Origin of the sequence: Saccharomonospora azurea NA-128 (genome assembly GCF_000231055.2) — a bacterium.
GTDB classification, from domain to species: domain Bacteria; phylum Actinomycetota; class Actinomycetes; order Mycobacteriales; family Pseudonocardiaceae; genus Saccharomonospora; species Saccharomonospora azurea.
In genome coordinates, this window is sequence record NZ_CM001466.1 from 2,601,030 (window position 1) to 2,622,502 (window position 21,473).

Here is a 21,473-nt window from a genome sequence, read left to right on the forward strand (position 1 = left end):
GAACGCCGAAGGGCCGCCTCCCCGGCGGACGGGAAGGCGGCCCTTCGACTGTTCGGGCGCGTCAGGCCTTCTGCGCCTGCCACATCCAGTGCTGCTTCTCCAGTTCCTGGGTGATCGCGATGAACAGGTCCTGCGTCACGAGGTCGCTCTTGTCGGTCTCGTCGATGCGAACCCTCATCCGCTGGATCAACCGGTCGAGGATCTCGACGATCCGGTCGACCGTCATGTCCGTGCTCTGCCAGTTGTCCGGGTAGTCCGGGAGCCCGGAGCTCTCCGCGACCGTCTTGGCCTGGCCGTTCGGCGAGACGCCGATCGCGTTGGCGCGTTCGGCGACGTCGTCGACGAACTCACGGACCGCCGAGGTCAGCTCGTCGAGCTGAAGGTGGACGCTGCGGAAGTTCTTGCCGACGACGTTCCAGTGCGCCTGCTTGGCCTTCAGGCTCAGGTCGATGAGATCGACGAGGGCCGACTGCAGGACGCTCGCGGTCAGCTCCTTGTCGCTCTCCTTGAGCGGGCTCTTGATAGGCGAGTTCGCCATCGTGGTGTCCTCCCTGCGCTGTCGGTTGGCACGGGATTACCCGCTCGGGGAAGCACCGAAACCCGCGGCGAGCTGGGCGGATGCGAACTCGGTGACCTGGCGGCCGATGAGGCGGAGGTTGCGTTCGATCCTCTCCTCGGAGGCGCCGCCGGTCTCGTCGAACTTGACCTCGGCACTGTTGACCGCGCCCCCGAACGGGGTGGGCCAGCCGCGGAGGGCGTGTGCGATCGTGCGCATCTGGTTCAGCGTCGTGACCGCCGCCTGCCAGCCGTGCGCGACCGCGATGAGCCCCACGGCGCGGCCGTGCAGGTAGGGACGCCCGTCGTCGCGCAGGTCCTCGACGTAGTCGAGCGCGTTCTTCACCAGCCCCGACAGGGCACCGTGGTAGCCGGGCGACACGACGACCACGCCGTCGGCCTCGCGGACGGCCTCCACGAGCTCGCGCGCACGGTCGGTGCGGTCGACCACTCCGGCGTCGTAGAACGGCAGTTGCAGTGCCTCGCCCGTGAGCGCGGACGTGGTGGCTCCGAACTCCTCGGCACCGGCCAGAGCGATGCGCAGAGCTCGCTCGGACTGCGAGCCGTTGCGCAGAGACCCGCCCAGCCCGAGGACCTTGATCGCGCGTGTCGCTGTCACCTCTCCGAGGCTAGACGTTCCACTTGGGTGGAGGTCCAGCGCCGGACGAGGGAACTCGGTCACATCCCGGTTCGGGGTAGCCCTTGAACCTACTACTGAGTAACCTGAGTGTCTCGTGCGAACCGGAACGGGGAGACGACCATGGTGCCACCGGCCCACATCCGCGTCCAGGCCGCGGGCGCGCGGCTGATGTACGGCTTACCGCGACCACTACGTCGCCTCGTGGCGGGCAAGCCCGTTCGCATCGACGGGCAGGAGCTCGCCCTCGACGCACAGCTGCTGCTACGCCTCCAGCAACTCAGCGGGGCCGCACTCGTGCGGGGCTCGGTCGAGTCGTCACGGGCGGCGCTGGACGCCTCGCGGCACCTGGTGAGCGGACCACCCATCCAACCCGTCCTCACCCGCGAGATCGGCATCCCCGCTCACCACGGGGAGATCGCGGCGACCCTCTACACACCCGAGGAGGCGCCGCACGACTCGGGTCTGCTCGTCTTCTACCACGGCGGCGGGTGGGTGGTCGGGTCGCGACGCAGCCACGACAACACGGCCCGCTTCCTCGCCAAGTACGCCGGTGTCCGCGTGCTGTCGGTCGAGTACCGGCTCGCCCCCGAGCACCCCTTCCCGGCCGCGCAGGAGGACGCGCTCACGGCGTTCGACTTCGCCCACGAGAAGGCCGGTGACCTCGGCGCCGACCCGCGTCGCGTGGCCGTGGGCGGCGACAGCGCCGGGGGCAACCTCGCCGCCGTGACCGCCCAGGTGGCGACGCGGCGCGGCGGCGGTGTCCCCGCGTTCCAGCTCCTGCTCTACCCCGGCGTGGACACCACGAGGCGGCGCCGCTCGCGCGAGCTGTTCGCCGACGGGTTCTTCCTCACCGACGACCACATGACCTGGTTCATCGACCACTACGCCCCCGAGGGTGTCGACCGGTCGGACCCCACGCTGTCTCCCCTGCTCGCCGACGACCTCTCCGGCCTGCCACCGGCCTACATCGCGACGGCCGGGTTCGACCCGCTGCGCGACGAGGGTGAGGCCTACGCCGCCAGACTCGCCGACGCGGGTGTGCCCGTGGCGCTGTCCCGGCAGTCGGACCTGATCCACGGCTACGCCAACTTCCTCGGAGTCGGTCGGCGGTTCCGGGAAGCGCTGGCCGAGGCCGCGGGCGCGCTCAAGGTCGGGCTCAGCAGGCCGGCGGCCGAGTAGCACCAACGGCAGGAGCGGGATCCGTCGCGGGGCCGGATTCCGCTCCTACTCGTGCGGCACAATGCGAGTCCGTGACCACCCGTCCCACGCCGCGCGCGCTGGCCGACCTGCCCTACCACCGCCACCTCACGGCGGTGGACGAGCCGTTCGACGACTCGACCGATCTCGACCGCGTCCACGTGACGGGAGCAGAGCTGTCCACATCGGATGCGCCGGCCTCGTCGTTCTCCGAGTGCGCGTTCTCCGGTGTGGGCTTCGGCACCGCCAGGCTGGCGCGTTCGCACTTCACCGACGTCTGGTTGAACGGCTGCCGCCTCGTCGGCACGGACCTCACCGACAGCACCTGGTTCGACGCCGAGCTGGTGAACACCGTCCTCGCCGGCACCGTCGCCTACGACAGCACGCTGCGCCGCGTCACCTTCCACGGCTGCAAGCTCGCGTCGGTGAACCTCCGCGGCGGCAGGATCACCGACGTCGTGTTCGCCGACTGTGCGTTGGAGGAGGTCGACTTCGGCGGCGCCACCCTCACCCGGGTGCGGTTCCCCGGGTCGACGCTGCGGGACGTCCGGTTCGACGACGCCACCATGGACCGGGTCGACCTGCGGGAGGCCGCCGACCTGCACCTGCGCCTCGGACCGACGTCGCTGGCCGGCCTCGTCGTCGACAGCGCTCAACTCGTCGCGCTGGCCCCCACCTTCGCCCGGGCTCTCGGCGTCACCGTCACCGACTGACCGGGCAGGGACGGGAACCACACGAAAATCACTTGCCACACGCGTCGTCGTGGGGTTGCGTCGATCCGGTGGGCCTTCGACCGTATCTGCACGTACTGCGCATCCGTGGTCTTCCGACGTCGATGTCGCTGATGCTGCTGATGCGGATGCCGATCATCTCGACCAGTGTCGTGATGACGTTGCACGTGGTCAGCGAGCTCGGCCGCGGTTACGGCGCGGCGGGTCTGGTCGGGACCGCGACGCTGCTCGGCACGGCGATCGGCGCTCCCACGATCGGCCGGATGATCGACCGCGTCGGGCTGCGCCCCGTCGTCGCCGTGTGCGGTGGCGTCTCGTGCGCGTACTGGCTCGCCGCCTCGCACCTGCCCTATCCGGTGTTGCTCGTGGCCGCCTTCCCCGCGGGCATGCTCGTGGTCCCCGCCGGGTCGATCTCCCGGCAGGTCATCAGCGCGCTCGTCCCCGCCGACCGGCGCCGAACGGCGTTCTCGCTCGACCAGGTGCTGATCGAGGTCGGCTACATGCTCGGGCCCGTGCTGGCGATCTACGTCAGCACGCGGTACTCGACGTCGGTCACGCTCACCGGCATGGGCGTGGCGTTCGGCGTGCTGTCTCTCGCGATCTGGTACCTCGACCCGCCCGTGCGCGCCCCGGGCGAGTCGTCGTCCACCCGGGAGCCCGCGCCCGCTCTGCGCGCCTGGGTGTCCCGCCGGTTCGTCGCGGCGCTCACGATCGCGATGGGGGCGGCCTTCGTGCTCATGGGCACCGAGCTGGCGGCCATCGCGGCCCTGCGTGCCTCCGGCGACGTGGCCTGGACCGGCGTGGTCCTCGCCGCCATGGGCTTGGCCTCACTCCTGGGTGGACTCGTGCACGGAGCCGCGCGGCGCACGTTGAGTCAGCTCACGCTGATGACGTTGCTGGTGGTCCTGACGTTGCCCGTGGGCCTGGTCACCGAGCCCTGGTGGTTGCTCCTGCTCGCGTTAGTGCCCATGAACCTGCTGTGTGCGCCCACGTTGGCGGCCACGGCCGAGACGGTGAGCGAACAGGTTCCCCACACCGTGCGCGGCGTGGCAATGGGCATGCAGGACTCCGCGACCCGGCTCGGACTCGGCCTCGGCAGCCCCGTCGTCGGGTTCGTGCTCGACCGCGCGTCTCCCGGCTGGGGCTTCGTCACCGCCGCCGTGGGCGGGCTGTGCTTCGCCGCCGCGGGCGCGGCGCTGTCCGCACGAGCTCGCCCCCGACGGCACCGGACACCGGCGTCAGCCCACCACGTCTAGAGGCACGCCTGGCGCAGCTCGTCGAGGCTGTTCAGGTTGCGCTGCAGCCAACCCGAGAAGTCCCCCAGGTGCTCAGCCTTGCGCTCTTCGAGCTCCAGGTAGCCGTTCGCCATGTCGAGCAGCGTGTCCTGCACCGTCTGGTCGCCGACCTGCTCGGCGAGGTCCTGCAACTCCCGCGCCTTCTGCTCGGCGCCCGCCGCCACGCTCTCGGGACTGACGTCGGCGTTCAGATCGATGATCTGCAACGCCTCCGTGCACACCTTCGCCTTGTCGCCCGCCGCCTCGACGTCCTCCACCGCCGAGGTCACCTCGTCGCAGCCCGCCAGCAGTACCCCGGAGAGCACCACGATCGCCGACACCATCCCGCCACCCGTCAGTCTCATGTCACCAACGTACCGGCGGGAGGACTACGCGCGGTAGGCAGAATGGTCACGCGGCGCATGCCGTCCGGACCGAAACGACGTCCCGAGAAGGACACGATTCCGCCACGTGACGACGACCGAGTCCTCCCTCTCCACCCGAACACGGTAAGGATCCCGCCGTGATCGACGGCGCCGTCGGGCGCGCCGACCCTTTCTCCCTCGACCCCAGGAGTCCGGTTTCGTGAGTCTGCTCAGATTGCTCAATCCCGTCGAGTTCCGGAAGTTTCAGCTGCTCTGGCGTGAGGCGCAGCGCCAGGGCATCCCGTTCGACGAGTTGAGCGTCGACGACGGCATCCGAGCCCTCTACCGCCGAACGGATCCGGCGACGCTCGGACTTCCGCCGGACGAGGAGATCACAGCCGAGGCTGTGGTCGACCGCCCCGGTCTGGCCGAAGCCTGTCAGGCCATGGGGACCGGTGAGTGGGAGCCCGTGGCCCGCCTGCTCACCGCGCACGGCGACGACTGGGACCGGCGCTGTCTCGACATCACGCTGCTGTCGAAGATCGCCGCCGACGACGGCGACGCACTCGACCGATGGCTGTTCGACCGCCCCGACGACCCGGACGCGCTCGTGCTGCGGGCCGAGACGTTGGTCCGTCGCGCCTGGAACGCTCGTGGCGGAAGGGTCGCCTCCGAGACGTCCGACGACCAGTTCGAAGCCTTCCACCGCATCATCGACGAGGCCGAGACCGCCGCGTGGGCCGCCACCGAAGCCGCACCGGACGATCCGACCCCGTGGACGACGTTGATCACCATCGCGCGCGCACAGGGCTGGGACGAGGAGGCGTTCAGCCGCACCTTCTCGGAGCTGTGTGCTCGCGCACCGCACCACCGCGGCGGCCACGAGCAGGCACTGCAGTACTGGTGCGCCAAGTGGCACGGCTCCCACAAGCGGATGTTCGCGTTCGCCGAGGAGGCCGCGACCACAGCACCGTCGCTCACTCCGCTGCGCCTGACGGCGGTGTTCGAGTACTCGCTGGGTCGCAAGCGGCCGGAGCCCAAGGACTACGCGCGGCAGGCGATGGACTCCACGGCCGCATGGCTCGCCGGTGAGGGCGTCGACTCGCCCTACGCGCGCGCCGACCGCGGCCTGTTGGCGTCCGTGCTCGTCGACGCCGGACGCTACCGAGAGGCACTCGACCAGTTCGCAGCCCTGGGTCGGCACGCGGACTCGTGGGTGTGGCAGTACTCGGGCGATCCGGAGGCCGCCTTCCGACTGGCCCGCTGGAAGGCCTGCCACCGCGCGCGGAAGTCCTGGAAGGTCTAGACCCGGTGGACACGACCGTGCCCCGGCGGCACGTCACCACGACGGCCGCCGGGGCACGACGGTCAGCCGCTCAGGAGCGGGCCACGAGCTCCGCGATCTGCACGGCGTTCAGCGCCGCGCCCTTGCGCAGGTTGTCACCGGCGACGAACAAAGCCAGCCCTCGCCCGCCGTCGACGCTCTGGTCGGCCCGCAGCCTGCCGACGTACGACACGTCCTTGCCCGCGGCCTCCAGCGGCGTGGGCACGTCGGACAGCCGCACACCCGGCGCCGACGACAGCAACCGCGTGGCCGTCTCGACCGACAGCGGCCGGTCGAACTCGGCGTTGATCGACAGCGCGTGTCCCGTGAACACCGGCACGCGCACGCACGTCCCGGACACCCGCAGCTCGGGGATGTCGAGGATCTTCCGGCTCTCGTTGCGGAGCTTCTGCTCCTCGTCGGTCTCCCGGGAGCCGTCGTCCACGATCGAACCGGCCATCGGCAGCACGTTGAACGCGATGGGCCGCACGTACTTGTCCGGCTCACCGAGGTCGACGGCCGAGCCGTCGTAGGCGAGCTCGGTGGCCCGCTCGCCCGCCGCACGAACCTGTGCCGCCAGCTCCTCCACCCCGGCCAGCCCGCTGCCGGACACGGCCTGGTAGCTGCTGACCACCAGCCGCCGCAGGCCTGCCTCGTCGTGCAGCGGCTTGAGCACCGGCATGGCCGCCATCGTGGTGCAGTTGGGGTTCGCGATGATGCCCTTGCGCGCTTCCTTCACCGCGTGCGGGTTGACCTCGCTCACGACGAGCGGCACGTCCGGGTCGAGCCGCCACGCCGACGAGTTGTCGATCACGGTCGCGCCCGCCTCGGCGAACCGGGGAGCCTGAGCCTTCGACGTCGCCCCGCCCGCGGAGAACAGCGCGATGTCCAGACCGGACGGGTCGGCCGTGGCGGCGTCCTCGACCTCGATCTCCTCGCCACGCCACGGCAGCGTGGTACCCGCCGAGCGCGCCGACGCGAAGTACCGCATGCGTGCCACGGGCAGGTCACTCGCTTCGAGGAGCTTCCGCATCACGGCGCCCACCTGTCCGGTGGCGCCGACAACGCCTACCTGCACGCCTCGTACGTCCGCCATCAGCGACCACTCCCTGCGTAGACGACGGCTTCCTCGTCGCCACCGAGCTCGAAAGCCTCGTGGATGGCGCGCACCGCGTCGTCGAGCTGCTCGTCACGGATCAACACCGAGATCCGGATCTCCGACGTGTTGATGATCTCGATGTTCACCCCGGCCTTGGCCAGCGCCTCGCAGAACGTCGCCGTCACGCCCGGGTGCGACCGCATGCCCGCGCCGACGAGGGACACCTTGCCCACGTGGTCGTCGTAGAGCACGGCCGAGAAGTCCAGCTCCGACTTGATCTTCTCCAGCTCGCTCACCGCCTTGGGGCCGTTGGCCTTCGACAGGGTGAACGTGATGTCCGTGCGGCCGGTGGTGTTGGAGATGTTCTGCAACACCATGTCGATGTCGATCTCCGCGTCGGCCACGGTGCGGAAGATGCGGCCGGCCGCGCCGGCATGGTCGGGCACACCAGTGATGGTGATCTTCGCCTCCGACCGGTCGTGGGCGACACCGGTGATCAGCGCTTGTTCCACGGGGATCTCCTCAATCGAGCCGGTCACGGTGGTACCCGGCTTGTCACTGTACGAAGAACGGACTCGGATGGGCACCCCGTACCGGCGCGCGTACTCCACCGAACGCAGGTGGAGGATCTTGGAGCCGCTCGCCGCGAGCTCCAACATCTCCTCGTACGGGATCGTGTCCAACTTGCGGGCGTCGTGGACGATGCGCGGGTCCGCCGTGTACACACCGTCTACATCGGAGTAGATCTCGCAGACGTCGGCACCCAGGGCCGCCGCGACCGCCACCGCGGTCGTGTCGGAGCCACCTCTCCCGAGCGTGGTGATGTCCTTCGTGTCCTGCGAGACCCCCTGGAATCCGGCCACCAGAGCGATGTACCCCTGCTCCAGGGCCTCGGTCACCCGGGACGGGGTGACGTCGAGAATGCGGGCGTTGCCGTGCACCGCCGTGGTCACGACTCCCGCCTGGGAGCCCGTGAACGACCATGCCTCCGCGCCCTGCGCCGAGATGGCCATCGCCACGAGGGCGTTCGAGATGCGCTCCCCCGCCGTGAGCAGCATGTCCATCTCCCGCTCCGGCGGAACGGGATTGACCTGCTGGGCGAGATCGAGCAACTCGTCGGTGGTGTCCCCCATCGCCGAGCACACGACCACGACGTGGTTACCTGCCTTTTTCGTGGCGACGATCCGCTCGGCCACGCGCTTGATCCGGTCAGCGCTCTCCAGCGACGAACCACCGTACTTCTGGACTACGAGGGCCACTGCCTCGTACCTCCTCGCATGCCGCGCCTGCCGCCGATCCGGTCTCGACGTCAGCGCGTGCGGGTCGCTTCGAGCATCAGAGTACCGGTGGCTCACGTCCCAATTACCCAATTGTGTGGCGCCGACCACTGGCCGACCTGCATTTTCTACCGCTGGCATACTCGACCGACGTGAGCGACAAGCAAGCCCTGACCAGCGTCAAGATCCACGACATCATCGCCGGCCGGTGGAGCCCTCGCGCTCTCGACAGCGAGGCCGAGGTGAGCGACGAACAGCTGCGCGCCCTGCTCGAGGCCGCTCGCTGGGCACCGTCGTTCGGCAACACCCAGCCGGCGCGTTACCTCGTGGGTCTGCGTGGCGACGACACGTACAAGCGCATCCTCGACTCGCTGACGGAGAGCAACCGGCTGTGGGCTCACCGCGCCGGTGCGCTGCTGTTGGGCTGTGCTGTGACCCGCAACGAGAAGGGCGACGTGCCCTACGCCGAATACGGTCTCGGGCTCGCGAGCGAGAACCTCGTGCTCCAGGCCGTCGCGGAGGGGCTCGCGGCCCGGCAGATGGCGGGCTTCGACCGTGCCGCCGCTCGACAGGCGTTCGACCTGCCGGACGGTGTCGAGCCGCTCGTCGCCATCGCGGTGGGCGTGCGCGCCAGGCCGGAGGTGCTCGGCGAGCAAGCGGACATCGAGCGCGAGAACGCCGCGCGCATGCGCGTGCCGCTGGAGGAGTTCGCACTGCGCGACTGGGGCAACCCCGCGTTCTGAGCGCGGCGTGCGCCCGGGTCAGCCCGGTCGACTCCCCGCCTCCGGGTCGCCGTTCCAGAACACGGTGTCCCGAGGTCCGAGTCGGCTCCGGAGCCGCTGCTCCTCGACGCGGTCGTGCAGCGGGAACGTGAAGCCGGAGCCGTCGGGCCACGTCATGGTGCGCGTGCGCAGGCGCAGTTCCGGTGCCTGCGGCGCCCGGGCCTCCCAGACGAGCCGGGGCTCGGGCGCGTGGGCCGGGTCTGCCGTCGTCGGTCCGGTGTCCACGATCGCGAGCCCCGACGGCGAGCACGCCAGCCACGGGCCCCTGGCCGACCGGAATGCGTCGACCGGTTCGAGCGCCATCGCCCCGGTCGGCCCCGTCACGTGGACCTGGCGCTTGAACGACGTCCTGGCGCCGCTGCCCGCGTTGCTCGCCAGCGACAGGACGGCGCCCGCCGCGACACCGAGGCCGCGGAGGACGTTCCGGAAGAACTGACGGACGCGTCTGCTCCCCTCGACCGTGCCGTCGGGCCTGCGGCCGGGCACGTCGAAGCCGAGACCGGTGGCCTCGCCCAGGCGCAAAACGAGGACGGGCTCGCGCCACCGGGTGCGCAGCAGCTCCTCGACTCGCTCCCGGGAGCCGGGGCGGACCAGGATGCTGTGCCGTGCCCGCTCTCTGGCGTCCTCGCCGGCGAAAATCCTCCGCACAGCCCGCCGCCTGGCCTCGGTCGGCGCCAGGTCGGCGAGCGCCTCAGGAGAAGCGCTCGGATCGACGCGGTCAGCGGCGGAGGATCGGGCCATCGTCGAAGAAGTCGTCGTCGCGGGAACGGCTCGGGCGCGACGACGGCTGCGGGGTCTGCTCGGGGGCGTCCTGCTCGGCGGTGCCGAACGCCTCCGCCTGCGCCTCACGCACTCGCTCCGAGGTGTTCAGCCCGAACGTGTCACCGAAGGTCTCGTCCACGATCCCGGCCTGCTGTTGCACCGCGCCCGCGACGGCCTGGCGCAGGGTCGACAGGATCACCGACGCGAGCTGCGAGTGGTCCAGACGCATGGCGGACGGGGACAGCGTGAGGTCCGTGACCGATCCGCCCGCGCCCGCGACCACGGTGACGGTGCCGTCGGGCGAGGTGGCGGAGTGCCGGAGCTCGGCGATCTGCTGCTGCATGTCCCCGACGCCCTCGAAGCGCGCCTCCGCTTCGCGGATCTTCGACTGGAACTTCGAGAACTGGGCGATCAGCTCGTCCATGTGGGCCGACATGGCAACTCCCCCTGGCACCGTGCGCGGATAGGTGGCCACATTATGCGCACGTCCACCCGCCCGACACGGCCTGAGTTCAGGTTTCCCGAAGCGCCCGGCCCGAGCTCAGGCGTCCTCTCCGCCGATCCGGCGCACGATCTTCGCCGCCAGCGACGACACCACCAGCCAGAAGAGCGCCCCGAGCCCGAAGTTGACGAGCACCCTCAGCTTGGGGTCGTCGGGCAGGAACAGGTCCTCGAAGCCGAGCGAGACGGCGTCGGCGGCATCCGCGACGAACGACACGATGCCGTTGTCGGGGTTGCCCTCGCCCACCACGAACAGCACGTGGAGGACGAGCACCGAGGCGGCCGCGAGTCCCACCCAGCGCACACCGCCCGAGAGCACCCGGACGACCGTGCCACGGACCGCTCGCCAGTCGACGGCACGGGTGGACGGCGATGCCTCCGGCGCGGTCACGGACTTCTCGCCGCCGTCCTCGCGCAGGTCGTCGTCGATGTGATGTGCACCCATGTGCAGCAGTGTGGCATGGGACATCCGCCGGAAGCTACGCGCGAGTAGCCGGTGGGGTAGCCAAGCAATAACGGTTCGGATACGCCCCCGACTGGTTTCTCGTGCGCCGCCGTCATTAAGCTGACCACGTGGCGTTCGCGCTCCTTCTCCTTCGCTGCCGCGACGGGGCCTGATCTGACCGGCTCCCCGTCGCGGGGATTCGTGGTGTTCTCGACACGCCGTCGCGCCGGTCGTCACCAGCCGTTCACCGCCGAAGGAGCCAGCACCATGAGCACGTCGTCCACTCCTGAGCCCGCGAAGTCGTCGAGCCGCATCCGGACGCCCTCGCGTCCCGCACCGGCCGACCAGCCCGCGTGGAACACCCAGCGCGGCAGCTCCATGCCGTACCACCGCTACCGGCCATGGCACCGCCTGGTCGAGGACATCTCCCTGCCCGACCGCACCTGGCCCGACAAGCGCATCGACCGCGCCCCACTGTGGTGCGCCGTCGACCTGCGCGACGGCAACCAGGCGCTGATCGACCCGATGTCGCCCGCACGCAAGCGCAAGTTCTTCGACCTGCTCGTGCGCATGGGCTTCAAGGAGATCGAGGTCGGCTTCCCCGCCGCGAGCCAGACCGACTACGACTTCGTCCGCGAGATCATCGCCGACGGCGCCATTCCCGACGACGTCCGCATCCAAGTACTGGTCCAGTGCCGCCCCGAACTGATCGAGCGCACGTTCCAGGCGCTGGAAGGCGCGCCGCGCGCCATCGTGCACATCTACAACTCGACGTCGATCCTGCAGCGCCGCGTGGTGTTCCGCGAGGAACGCGAGGGCATCAAGAAGATCGCCACCCAGGGCGCCGAGCTGGTGCAGGAGTACGCGGCCAAGTACTCCGACACGGACTTCCGGTTCCAGTACTCCCCCGAGTCGTACACGGGCACGGAGCTGTCGTACGCCGCCGAGGTGTGCAACGCCGTCACCGAGATCTGGCGGCCCACGCCCGACAACCCGGTGATCCTGAACCTGCCCGCGACCGTCGAGATGGCCACCCCGAACGTCTACGCCGACTCGATCGAGTGGATGCACCGCAACCTCGACCGGCGCGACTCGGTGATCCTGTCGCTGCACCCGCACAACGACCGCGGCACCGGCATCGCCGCCGCCGAACTGGGGTACCAGGCCGGAGCCGACCGCATCGAGGGCTGCCTGTTCGGCAACGGTGAGCGCACCGGCAACGTCGACCTGGTGGCACTGGGCATGAACCTGTTCAGCCAGGGCATCGATCCGCAACTGGACTTCTCCGACCTGGACGAGATCAAGCGCACCGTCGAGTACTGCAACCAGCTGCCCGTACCCGAGCGCAGCCCGTGGGCGGGCGACCTGGTGTTCACCGCGTTCTCCGGCAGCCACCAGGACGCCATCAACAAGGGGCTCGACGCGCTGCGCGACGCGGCGGACAAGGCGGGCGTGCCGGTGGCCGAGCACCCGTGGGAGGTGCCCTACCTGCCCATCGACCCGAAGGACGTCGGCCGCAACTACGAGGCGGTCATCCGCGTGAACTCGCAGTCGGGCAAGGGCGGCATCGCCTACATCATGAAGACCGAGCACCAGCTCGACCTGCCGCGGCGCCTGCAGATCGAGTTCTCGAAGATCATCCAGCGGTACACCGACACCGAGGGCGGCGAGGTGGACCCGCAGACGATGTGGCAGGCGTTCGCCACCGAGTACCTGGAGCCGAAGACGCCGCTGGAGCTGGTCAAGCAGCACGTCGTCGCGAACGGCGACTACGAGCTGACCGCGACCGTGCGCTTGGAGGGCGAGGAGCAGGAGGTCGTCGGCCGAGGAAACGGCCCGATCGCGGCGTTCTTCGACGCGCTCGCCACGGTGGGCTACGACCTGCGGCTGCTGGACTACAGCGAACACACCCTGACTCCGGGCGACGACTCGAAGGCCGCGTCGTACATCGAATGCGCCATCGAGGACAAGGTGTTCTGGGGTGTGGGCATCGACCACTCGATCATCACCGCGTCGCTGCGGGCGGTCGTCTCGGCGGTCAACCGCGCCCACCGGTGAGGCCGTGATCACGGCACGGCGGTGCGGCTGACGACTTCTCGGCCGCAGCGGCGTTGGATGGTGGTGTGGACGACGTCTCGCTGCTGCTCCTCTTCGCCGTCGCCGTCGTGCCGTTGGTGCCGACGGAGATCGCGCTCATCGGCATGGGGGTCGCCGCCGCGAACGGTGGCGACCCCTTTCCGCTGGTGCTGGCCGTCGCGGCAGCGGGCTGCCTGATCTGCGACATCGGCCTGTACCTGGTGGGCAGGGTCGGTGGCGCGCACCTGCTCGACCGGATGCGGGCGCGTCCCTCCGCCGACGCGAGCGCCCGCTGGATCGGCCGCCACCTGGACCGGCGCGGAGTGCCGATCCTCGTGCTCGCGCGGTGGCTGCCCGCGGGCGGCACCGTCGGCGCGTTACTGGCGGGCTCGCTGCGCTGGCCGGGTTCGCGCTTTCTCTCGGCGTCGCTGATCGGCGTGCCGTTGTGGTGCGCCTACGCGGGCGGGCTCGGATACCTGGGTGGTGCACTGGCGGAGCAGTCCCGCCTCGGCGTCGTCGTCTCCGCGGTCCTCGCCCTGACCGTGGCCGTCGTGATCGCGGCGATGTTCCGCCGCGCCACGTCCGCCTCCGCACGGGCATGATGGCGAGGTGCGAGCCGAACGTCTGGTGGCCCTGCTGTTCACCCTGCAGAGCCGACGCAGTGCGACGGTGGCCGAGCTCGCGAAGGCGCTCGGGGTGTCGCAGCGCACCATGCACCGCGACCTCGCGGCCCTGCAGGCCTCCGGCGTTCCACTCTGGACGGAGCCCGGCCGCTACGGCGGTGTGCGCCTGGTCGAGGGCTGGCGCACGCGCCTCGACGGCCTGACGGCGCGGGAGGCGGTGGCCCTCTTCGCGATGGGGGCGCCGAGGGCGTTGGCCGAACTCGGGTTGGGCACGGCCGTCGCCGGAGCGCACGCGAAGGTGACCGCCACCCTGCCCGCGCCGCTGCGTGAGCAGGCCCGGCAGGTGGCGCAACGCTTCCACCTCGACGCACCCCGCTGGTTCCGCCCCGACGAGGACACCGCCCACCTCGCCGACCTGGCGCGCGCGGTATGGGAGGAGACGCGCTTGCGCGTGCGCTACCGCCCCGGCGGCGCGGGCGAGGAGGTCGAGCGGACGCTCGACCCGCTGGGCCTCGTGCTGAAGGCGGGCGTGTGGTACCTCGTCGCGCGAGCGCAGAGTTCGATCCGCACCTACCGCGTCGCGCGGATCACCGCCGTGAAGCACCTCGCCGAACCCGCCGACCGTCCCGAGGACTTCGACCTCGCGGGCTGGTGGGCGGACTCGTCGGCGCAGTTCGAGCGCTCGCTGCGCCGACTCCCGGTGCGGGTGCGGTTGAGCGCGGCCGGTGTGCGGGCACTACCTGTGGTGCTGGACGCCGACCTCGCCACGTCGGCACTGGACGGTGCGCACCCCGGCTCCGACGGCTGGACCGAGACCGTCATAGAGTTCGAGGCACCCGACGTCGCGGTGGGGCAACTGCTCGCTCTCGGCACCGAGGTGGAGGTGCTCGAACCGGCATCGGTGCGAGCGGACCTCGCCGAGTTGGGCCGACGCATCGCGCAGCGCCACGGCGGATAGTCCCGGCGCCCTCCCGTGCGTGAACGGCTGTAACGAGCCGGTACTGCTGGGGGGGCAGCCACTCCATCGGCGCGGACGCCTCCGGAGGCGGCGGCATGCCGATCACGGGCTGGAACCTCGCGGGCGGCGACATCCGCGTGCCGCACTTCATCGGCCTGCACGGCATCCACTTCCTGCTGCTGCTGGCCTTCGTTCTCTCCGTGCTGGCCGCCCGCCGGGCGTGGCTGCGCGACGACCGGGTCAGGGCTCGGCTCGTCGGCATCGCCGCCGCCGGATACACCGGCCTCTTCGCCGTCACCACCTGGCAGGCGGCTCCGCGGTCAGTCGGTGGTCGACCCCGACGCCGCGACCGCCGCCGCGCTGCTCGTGGTCCTCGCCGCAACCGGCGCGGCGGCCGTCGTCGTCGCCCGCCGCGCCCCCCGCAGGACTGCTGCGCGACCTCAGCGATAGCCGGTCGGGTCGGCGGGTTTGCCCTGCTGCTCCACCTCCGCGATGTAGCGCCACCCGTCGGGACGGCTGCCGTCGACGTCGTCGATTTCGTAGAGCTTCGCGAGCCGGCCGCTGTCGAGCGTCTGCCCCGAGAAGCGCTCCTTGTCGGGATCGGCGGCCAAGGCCGCGACGGTGCGTCCCACGAACGTCGGCGTCTCGGAGATGCAGAAGTGCGGCTGCTCGGCCAGCGCGTCCCGCCAGTTCTCCTCCGTGACGCCGAACTCGTCGAGCATCGCCTCCGAGCGGATCCAGCCGGGGGTGAACGCCACGGCCGTGCAGCCGTACTTCGCGGTCTCGGCGGCCTCCCCGATGGCGAAGGGGTGCGCCGCCGCCTTGGCGACGTAGAACGCGAGCGTGGTGCCCTCCCGGTACTTCGCGTTGTGCTCGGCCGTGCCGTCGGTGAGCTCCACGACCAGTCCACCGCGCTGCTTCACCACCAGCGGAAGCAGGAAGTGCGACGTGATGAGGTGCGCGTCGATGCCCAGGCGGATCATCCGCAGGCTCGCCTCCAGCGGGTGTTCCCAGACCGGATTGCCCCAGCCCAGGTGGGTGTCGCCGCCCCAGATGCCGTCCACGAGGATGTCGAGCCTGCCGTGCTCGGCGTCGATGCGCTCCGCCAGTGCGCGCACCTGTTCCGGATCGAGGTGGTCGACCCGCACCGCGACGCCCTTGCCGCCCGCCTGCTCCATCAGCTCGACGGTGCCCTCGATGGTCTCCGGCCTGCCGACCTCCGAGCGGTGCTCCCCGGACGTGCGGCCCGTGACGTAGACGAAGGCTCCCGCCCGCGCCAACTCCACCGCGATCGCCCGGCTCGCACCCCGCGTACCACCCGCGACCAGCGCGATCTTGCCTGTCAGTTCGTTCATACCCTCACGGTGCCCGCAAACCCTGTCACCTACCGGCAGGGTTCACGCAGTCACCCCGTCGGCTTCCGCGCGGAGCGCGGCGAGCACGGCCGCGACAGCGGGACGCGTCGCCGCTCCAGGGCGGAGGACGGCCTCCACGTGCCGGGCCGCCCGGATACCGGAGAGCTCCTTGCGCAGCACCCGGCGGGTGTCCATCGTGTGGCGCGGCAGCAACGCGATGCCGTGACCCGACGCCACGAGGGCCTCGATGATGCGGAAGTCGTTGATGCGGTGCACGATCCGGGGCCGCACACCCGTGCGCACGGCCAGCGAGCGCATCACGTCGTCCACCGGGAAACCCACGTCGACGCTGATCCACGGCTCGTCGGCGAGTTCGTTCGGCTCGACGCGCTCGCGCCCCGCCAGCCGGTGCCCGAACGGCAGCGCCACGTCGAGCGGCTCACGCAGCAGATGCACCGCGTCCAACCGGTCGGAGGGAAACGGCTCACCGTGCTCGTCGCGGTGGGCCACCACCACGTCGTAGTCGGCGACGAGCCTCGGCACCTCGGCGGGAGTCATGTCGACGTCCCGCACCTCGACGTCCAGCCCGGCATGGGCGGCGACCCTGCGGAGGAAACCGGGAAGCAGCAGCAACCCCGCCGACGGGAACAGCGCCACACGCACCCGGCCGCGCGGCGCGCTGCGGTAGGCGTCGAGCTCGGCCTCCGCCCGTTGCACGGCGGCGAGCACGTCGTCGGCCCTGGCCACCAACGCCCGGCCCGCGTCCGTCAGCCGCAGCCCGCGCCCGGACGGCTCCGTCAGCGGCACCCCCACCTCACGCTGCAGTGCCCGCAACTGCTGGGACACCGCCGACGGCGTGCAGTGCAGGGCCTCCGCGGTGGCGGTCACGCTGCCCCGGTCGGCGAACTCGCGCAGCGTTCGGAGTCTGGTCACGTCCACAGGGGCATATAAGCACCGGCGGAGATCCCTTACCGACCATCGCCGTCGACATACGATCGATTCGTGGGTTCAGAGAGTGTGACGCGCGGTCTCATGGCGACGATGTGGGCCGCCCTGGCCGGAGATCCCGGTCGGCTGGATCGGGTCGCTTGTGAGGGGACCGGCGCGCTGCCCTCGCCCTTCCCGGTGTCCGAACTGGCCACCGCCGTCGTGGGTGTCACCGGGTGCGCGGTAGCCGAACTTCTCGAGGTCGTCGGCGACAGCAGCGGACGCGCCCACGTACACGTCGATCACGCAGCCGCCTCGGGTTGGTTCGGGTTCTCGCTGCGGCCGGACGGGTGGCGGCTCCCGGCGGCCTGGGACCCGATCGCAGGGAACTACCAAGGTGCCGACGGGTGGATTCGGCTCCACACGAACGTACCCGCGCACCGGCAGGCTGCCCTCGACGTCCTCGGCGTGCCGGAATCCCGAGCCGAGGTGGCGCAGGCCTGCCGGAGCTGGAACGTCGTCGAACTCGAGGAGCGGATCGTCGCGCGGGGCGGCTGTGCCGGCGCCATGCGGTCGCTCACCGAATGGCGCCGGCACCCGCAGGGCCGCGCAAGTACCCACGCGCCGCTGCTGGAGCGGATCGTGTCCGAGCCCGCACCGACATCGTCGTCGTCCTTGTCGAAGTGGGCGCCCAGCCCTCGACGCCCCCTCGCCGGTGTGCGCGTGCTGGATCTGACGCGGGTACTCGCCGGGCCGGTCGCCACCCGGACGCTCGCGGGCCTGGGCGCCACCGTGCTCCGTCTCGACCCGCCGGACTGGGCAGAACCCGGCTTGGTGCCCGAAGTGACGGTGGGTAAGCGCTGCGCCCGAGTCGACTTCGGGACTCCCTCCGGTCGAGCACGGGTGGAGTCACTGCTCGCCGAGGCGGACGTGGTCGTCCACGGCCTGCGGCCGGGGGCTCTCGAACAAGCGGGGCTCGGCGCACGACGTCGGGAACGGATCCGTCCAGGGATCGTGGACGTCTCGCTCTCCGCGTACGGCTGGGCGGGCCCATGGGCGCACCGTCGAGGTTTCGACAGCGTGGTGCAACTGACCTCCGGCCTCGCCGCCGAAGGCGCGCGCCGCCGTGGCACGGACACTCCGGCGTCGTTGCCGGTCCAGGCTCTCGACCACGCCGCCGGCTGGTTCCTGGCCGCTGCCACGCTGCGTGCCCTGGCCGAACGCCGTCGCGGGCACGGAGGGGTCCGCCTGCGCACCTCGCTGGCCGGTATCGCGAATCTGCTGGCCGACGCTCCTCCGGGGCCCGCCCAAGCGGAGCTCGACCCCGCGTCGGTACCGGACTCCGGGCAGCTCGAACAGACCGACTGGGGACCTGCTCGTCGCATGGTCGCTCCGTTCGCCGTGACCGGCGCTGACACGACGACGCTCGGTTTCACTCGCGGGGCCGTGGACCTGGGCCGCGACGAACCGACCTGGACCGAGTAGAGGCTCTCCCCTCCACGGCGCTCAAGGTCGGGGGTACATCCCCCGAGTAGGAGTCGGCGACCTTCTTGAAGCTGCGCTTCACAGTCGGTGCACTTATTCTCGGTGGTCCTTCACGGTGTTTCGGGCGATGCTGGGACCGTGCCACGCCTCGATCGACTTCTCGCCGTGCTCACCGCCGTCCTCTGGGGCTGCAACTTCCTCGCGGTCCACGCGATGCTCACGCACTTCCCACCGCTGTTCGCGGGCTGCATCCGCTTCGTGCTCGTCGCCCTGCCCACGATGGTCTTCGTGCCGTGGCCGAAAGTCCGCGTCCGGTGGCTGATCGGGTACGGCCTCGGGTTCGCCACGTTGCAGTTCGCGTTCCTGTTCGTCGCCATGGACACCGGCATGCCGACTGGACTCGCGTCGCTCGTGTTGCAGGCCTCGGCGCCGTTCACCGTCGTCCTCGGTGCGCTGTTGTTGCGGGAACGGTTGAGCGGCCGGCAGGTCGTGGGCATCGTCTTCGCCGTCCTCGGCATGGCGGCCATCGCGTGGCAACGCGCCGAGCACGCGGCTCTGCTGCCGGTGATCCTGACCCTGCTCGGCGCCCTGAGCTGGGCGGTGGGCAACCTGTGCGCGCGCAAGGCCGAGGCTCCCAACCCGCTGCACTTCACGCTGTGGGCGTCGGTGGTCCCGCCGATCCCGATGTTCGCGCTGTCACTGCTCTTCGAAGGGCCGGACGCCCAGTGGACCGCGGTGTCGACGGCGTTGTCCGGCGACGCCTGGATCGCGCTCGCGGGCCTGGCCTACGTCGTGGTCTTCGGCACGGTCGTGGGCTCGGGCATCTGGACCACGCTCATGCGCCGCAACCCCGCGAGCACGGTCGCGCCCTTCTCGTTACTGGTGCCCGTGGTGGGGCTCAGTCTGGCGTTCGTCCTGCTCGACGAACGACCGACGCCCGTGGAGATCGCGGCCGCGGTCGTCGTGGTCGGCGGGGTGCTGTTGGGGTCACTTCCCCGCCGACCACGACGGCACGCTCAGGCCGACACCGGCTCCTCCGCCGACTCCGAACGCGGCGACACGCGCCCCGCGAGGATGTCCTCGGCGTAGTGGCAGGCCACCCGGTGGCCGTTGCCCACGTCGCGCAGCGCGGGCCGCTCGGTGTCGCACAGCGTCTCCTGCCGCCACGGGCAGCGCGTGTGGAACCGGCAGCCGGTGGGCGGGTTCGCCGGCGAGGGCAGGTCACCGGAGAGCAGGATCTGCTCGCGGCTGTCCTCCACCACCGGGTCCGGCACCGGGATCGCCGACAGCAACGCCTTCGTGTACGGGTGGAGCGGCTCCTCGTAGAGAGCGTCCGCATCGGACTCCTCGACGAGCGCCCCCAGGTACATCACGCCGATGCGGTCGGAGATGTGCCGCACCACGGCGAGGTCGTGCGCGATGACCACGTAGGTGAGGCCGAACTCCTCCTGCAGGTCCTTCAGCAGGTTGACGACCTGCGCCTGCACCGACACGTCCAGCGCCGACACCGGCTCGTCGGCCACGATCAGGTCGGGCTGCAGGGCCAGCGCCCTCGCGATGCCGATGCGCTGCCGTTGCCCGCCCGAGAACTCGTGGGGGTACTTGCGCAGCGCGTTCTCCGGCAGACCCACCGCCGCGAGCAGGTCCTTCAGCTTCTGCCGCGTCTCGGCCGGGTCCTTGTCGAGGCCGTGGGCGTGCAGGCCCTCCACCAGCAGCGACTCGACCGACTGGCGCGGGTCCAGACTCGACAGCGGGTCCTGGAACACCATCTGCATCCGCTTGCGCATGGCCCGCAGACGCTCGCCCTTCAGCGACGACAGATCGGTGCCGTCGAAGGTGATCGTGCCGTCGGTGGGCTCGGTGAGCCGCAGCAACGCGCGACCGAGCGTGGTCTTGCCGCAGCCCGACTCGCCGACGAGCCCGTAGGTCTCGCCGCGGCCCACCCGCAGGCTCACCCCGTCCACCGCGTAGACGTAGCCGACGGTGCGATCGAGGAGCAACCCGCGCTTGATCGGGAAGTGCACCTTCACGTCGTCGAGGACCAGCAGGTCGTCACCGCCGCCCGACTCGGCTGCGGTCCGTGGCGTCTCGTCGGTCATCGTGCTCCCTCCGCCACCGTGACCTCCACCGGATTGTGGCAGCGCAACATGCCGCCCTCGCGGCGGCCGTCGGACACCAACTCGGGTGCGCTCGACCAGCACGCGTCGACGTGGTTCGGACACCGCGGGGCGAACGCGCACCCGCCCGTCCACGGGATGTTGTCGGCCACCGATCCCTTCACCGGAACCAGCTTCTCGCCCCGCGGCGCATCGAGCCGCGGGATCGACGCCAGCAGTCCGTGCGTGTACGGGTGGCGGGGCTCGGCGAACAGTTCGTGGCGCTGCGCGCGCTCCACGATCCGGCCCCCGTACATGACGTTGACCTGGTCGCACAGGCCCGCCACGACACCCAGGTCGTGCGTGATCATGATGAGCGCCGTGCCGGTCTCCGACACGAGTTCCCGCAGCAGCGTCAGGATCTGCGCCTGGATCGTGACGTCCAGTGCCGTGGTCGGTTCGTCGGCGATCAACAGCTTCGGCGAACACGCCAGCGCGATGGCGATGAGCACGCGCTGCCGCATGCCGCCCGAGAGCTGGTGCGGGTACTCGTCCACCCGCCGCTTCGGGTCCGGGATGCCCACGCGCCCGAGCAGGTCGACGGCCTCGGCCTTCGCCTGCTTGCGGGTGAGCTGCCGGTGCCGCAGCAACACCTCGGTGAGCTGCACGCCGACGGTCACCACGGGGTTCAGCGACGACAACGGGTCCTGGAACACCATGCTGAGGTCGCGGCCGCGCCGCTCGTCGAGCTGCCGGTCGCTGAGCTTCAGCAGCTCCTCGCCCGCGAACGACACCGAGCCGCTGACCCGCGCGCTTCGGGCCGGCAGCAAGCCCATGATCGCCAGGGACGTCACCGACTTGCCGCACCCGGACTCGCCCACGAGACCCACGGTCTGGCCCGGCTCGACGTCGAAGGAGATCGAGTCGACGGCCGTGGTCGGCTGCTCGCCCTTGCGGTGGAAACTCACCGACAGGTCGCGTACTTCCAGCAGAGCCATGCC

The 21,473-nt window shown here is 70.7% G+C and carries 22 protein-coding genes; 10 read left to right on the forward strand and 12 right to left on the reverse strand.

Features of this window, described 5'->3' with window-relative positions:
* Positions 1 to 61 precede the first annotated feature (61 nt).
* Both SACAZDRAFT_RS11580 and SACAZDRAFT_RS11585 read right to left on the reverse strand, forming a co-directional pair.
* Positions 62 to 538, reverse strand: coding sequence for a Dps family protein (locus SACAZDRAFT_RS11580; RefSeq protein ID WP_005441798.1), 477 nt, complete (start codon positions 536 to 538; stop codon positions 62 to 64).
* 36 nt (positions 539 to 574) lie between these two features.
* The gene (locus tag SACAZDRAFT_RS11585; protein WP_005441799.1) at positions 575 to 1,174 is read right to left on the reverse strand and encodes an NADPH-dependent FMN reductase; all 600 of its coding nucleotides are present in this window, start codon (positions 1,172 to 1,174) and stop codon (positions 575 to 577) included.
* A 141-nt stretch (positions 1,175 to 1,315) separates the two neighbouring features.
* On the opposite strand from SACAZDRAFT_RS11585, the gene SACAZDRAFT_RS11590 reads away from it, so the two are divergent.
* From SACAZDRAFT_RS11590 to SACAZDRAFT_RS11600, 3 genes are all read left to right on the forward strand, one after another.
* Positions 1,316 to 2,374, forward strand: coding sequence for an alpha/beta hydrolase (locus tag SACAZDRAFT_RS11590; protein WP_005441800.1), 1,059 nt, complete (start codon positions 1,316 to 1,318; stop codon positions 2,372 to 2,374).
* A gap of 71 nt (positions 2,375 to 2,445) precedes the next feature.
* Entirely contained in the window at positions 2,446 to 3,105 is a 660-nt protein-coding gene (locus SACAZDRAFT_RS11595) for a pentapeptide repeat-containing protein (protein ID WP_005441801.1), read from the forward strand.
* A 68-nt stretch (positions 3,106 to 3,173) separates the two neighbouring features.
* On the forward strand, positions 3,174 to 4,379 hold the full coding sequence (locus tag SACAZDRAFT_RS11600) for an MFS transporter (protein ID WP_005441802.1): 1,206 nt from the start codon (positions 3,174 to 3,176) through the stop codon (positions 4,377 to 4,379).
* On the opposite strand, the gene SACAZDRAFT_RS11605 is transcribed toward SACAZDRAFT_RS11600, so the two are convergent.
* Positions 4,376 to 4,762, reverse strand: coding sequence for a hypothetical protein (locus SACAZDRAFT_RS11605; protein WP_232286263.1), 387 nt, complete (start codon positions 4,760 to 4,762; stop codon positions 4,376 to 4,378). The genes SACAZDRAFT_RS11600 and SACAZDRAFT_RS11605 overlap by 4 nt on opposite strands.
* A gap of 220 nt (positions 4,763 to 4,982) precedes the next feature.
* On the opposite strand from SACAZDRAFT_RS11605, the gene SACAZDRAFT_RS11610 reads away from it, so the two are divergent.
* Complete coding sequence (locus SACAZDRAFT_RS11610) at positions 4,983 to 6,068, forward strand: hypothetical protein (RefSeq protein ID WP_005441805.1); 1,086 nt, start codon at positions 4,983 to 4,985, stop codon at positions 6,066 to 6,068.
* 70 nt (positions 6,069 to 6,138) lie between these two features.
* Here the strand turns inward: SACAZDRAFT_RS11610 and SACAZDRAFT_RS11615 are convergent, their stop codons facing one another.
* Together SACAZDRAFT_RS11615 and SACAZDRAFT_RS11620 are read right to left on the reverse strand one after the other, a co-directional pair.
* The gene (locus SACAZDRAFT_RS11615) at positions 6,139 to 7,182 is read right to left on the reverse strand and encodes an aspartate-semialdehyde dehydrogenase (RefSeq protein ID WP_005441807.1); all 1,044 of its coding nucleotides are present in this window, start codon (positions 7,180 to 7,182) and stop codon (positions 6,139 to 6,141) included.
* Positions 7,182 to 8,444 carry an aspartate kinase gene (locus tag SACAZDRAFT_RS11620; protein WP_005441808.1) on the reverse strand — a complete coding sequence of 421 codons (1,263 nt, stop codon included), beginning with the start codon at positions 8,442 to 8,444 and terminating at the stop codon, positions 7,182 to 7,184. Before SACAZDRAFT_RS11620 ends, SACAZDRAFT_RS11615 begins: the two co-directional genes overlap by 1 nt.
* Positions 8,445 to 8,614: 170 nt before the next feature.
* On the opposite strand from SACAZDRAFT_RS11620, the gene SACAZDRAFT_RS11625 reads away from it, so the two are divergent.
* Positions 8,615 to 9,205 carry a nitroreductase family protein gene (locus tag SACAZDRAFT_RS11625; protein WP_040927744.1) on the forward strand — a complete coding sequence of 197 codons (591 nt, stop codon included), beginning with the start codon at positions 8,615 to 8,617 and terminating at the stop codon, positions 9,203 to 9,205.
* A gap of 18 nt (positions 9,206 to 9,223) precedes the next feature.
* Here SACAZDRAFT_RS11625 and SACAZDRAFT_RS11630 read toward each other — a convergent pair whose 3' ends face one another.
* From SACAZDRAFT_RS11630 to SACAZDRAFT_RS11640, 3 genes are all read right to left on the reverse strand, one after another.
* The gene (locus SACAZDRAFT_RS11630; protein ID WP_050983511.1) at positions 9,224 to 9,838 is read right to left on the reverse strand and encodes a hypothetical protein; all 615 of its coding nucleotides are present in this window, start codon (positions 9,836 to 9,838) and stop codon (positions 9,224 to 9,226) included.
* Positions 9,839 to 9,962: 124 nt separating this feature from the next.
* Positions 9,963 to 10,442: a YbaB/EbfC family nucleoid-associated protein gene (locus SACAZDRAFT_RS11635; RefSeq protein WP_005441814.1), complete on the reverse strand. Its 480-nt coding sequence runs from the start codon at positions 10,440 to 10,442 to the stop codon at positions 9,963 to 9,965.
* A gap of 105 nt (positions 10,443 to 10,547) precedes the next feature.
* Positions 10,548 to 10,952, reverse strand: coding sequence for a hypothetical protein (locus tag SACAZDRAFT_RS11640; RefSeq protein WP_005449926.1), 405 nt, complete (start codon positions 10,950 to 10,952; stop codon positions 10,548 to 10,550).
* Between the two features lie 267 nt (positions 10,953 to 11,219).
* Between SACAZDRAFT_RS11640 and leuA the strand changes: the two genes are divergently transcribed.
* The 3 genes from leuA to SACAZDRAFT_RS11655 all read left to right on the forward strand — a co-directional run bounded on the left by leuA (position 11,220) and on the right by SACAZDRAFT_RS11655 (position 14,609).
* Positions 11,220 to 13,010 (forward strand): 2-isopropylmalate synthase, encoded by a 1,791-nt coding sequence (gene leuA / locus SACAZDRAFT_RS11645; RefSeq protein ID WP_005441818.1) that lies wholly within the window; start codon positions 11,220 to 11,222, stop codon positions 13,008 to 13,010.
* Positions 13,011 to 13,075: 65 nt separating this feature from the next.
* Positions 13,076 to 13,630, forward strand: coding sequence for a DedA family protein (locus SACAZDRAFT_RS11650; protein WP_005441820.1), 555 nt, complete (start codon positions 13,076 to 13,078; stop codon positions 13,628 to 13,630).
* Between the two features lie 7 nt (positions 13,631 to 13,637).
* The gene (locus SACAZDRAFT_RS11655; RefSeq protein WP_037295470.1) at positions 13,638 to 14,609 is read left to right on the forward strand and encodes a helix-turn-helix transcriptional regulator; all 972 of its coding nucleotides are present in this window, start codon (positions 13,638 to 13,640) and stop codon (positions 14,607 to 14,609) included.
* A gap of 440 nt (positions 14,610 to 15,049) precedes the next feature.
* On the opposite strand, the gene SACAZDRAFT_RS11660 is transcribed toward SACAZDRAFT_RS11655, so the two are convergent.
* Positions 15,050 to 15,964, reverse strand: a complete 915-nt coding sequence (locus SACAZDRAFT_RS11660) for an SDR family oxidoreductase (protein WP_005441824.1) — start codon at positions 15,962 to 15,964, stop codon at positions 15,050 to 15,052.
* 42 nt (positions 15,965 to 16,006) lie between these two features.
* The gene (locus SACAZDRAFT_RS11665) at positions 16,007 to 16,903 is read right to left on the reverse strand and encodes a LysR family transcriptional regulator (protein WP_005441826.1); all 897 of its coding nucleotides are present in this window, start codon (positions 16,901 to 16,903) and stop codon (positions 16,007 to 16,009) included.
* A 63-nt stretch (positions 16,904 to 16,966) separates the two neighbouring features.
* On the opposite strand from SACAZDRAFT_RS11665, the gene SACAZDRAFT_RS11670 reads away from it, so the two are divergent.
* A complete protein-coding gene (locus tag SACAZDRAFT_RS11670; RefSeq protein WP_040927745.1) occupies positions 16,967 to 18,376 on the forward strand; it encodes a CoA transferase in 1,410 nt (469 codons plus the stop codon).
* Between the two features lie 138 nt (positions 18,377 to 18,514).
* Positions 18,515 to 19,465: an EamA family transporter gene (locus SACAZDRAFT_RS11675; protein ID WP_176662530.1), complete on the forward strand. Its 951-nt coding sequence runs from the start codon at positions 18,515 to 18,517 to the stop codon at positions 19,463 to 19,465.
* On the opposite strand, the gene SACAZDRAFT_RS11680 is transcribed toward SACAZDRAFT_RS11675, so the two are convergent.
* Positions 19,393 to 20,475, reverse strand: coding sequence for an ABC transporter ATP-binding protein (locus tag SACAZDRAFT_RS11680; RefSeq protein WP_005441832.1), 1,083 nt, complete (start codon positions 20,473 to 20,475; stop codon positions 19,393 to 19,395). The genes SACAZDRAFT_RS11675 and SACAZDRAFT_RS11680 overlap by 73 nt on opposite strands.
* Positions 20,472 to 21,470 carry an ABC transporter ATP-binding protein gene (locus tag SACAZDRAFT_RS11685; RefSeq protein ID WP_005441835.1) on the reverse strand — a complete coding sequence of 333 codons (999 nt, stop codon included), beginning with the start codon at positions 21,468 to 21,470 and terminating at the stop codon, positions 20,472 to 20,474. Before SACAZDRAFT_RS11685 ends, SACAZDRAFT_RS11680 begins: the two co-directional genes overlap by 4 nt.
* Between the last annotated feature and the right edge of the window lie 3 nt (positions 21,471 to 21,473).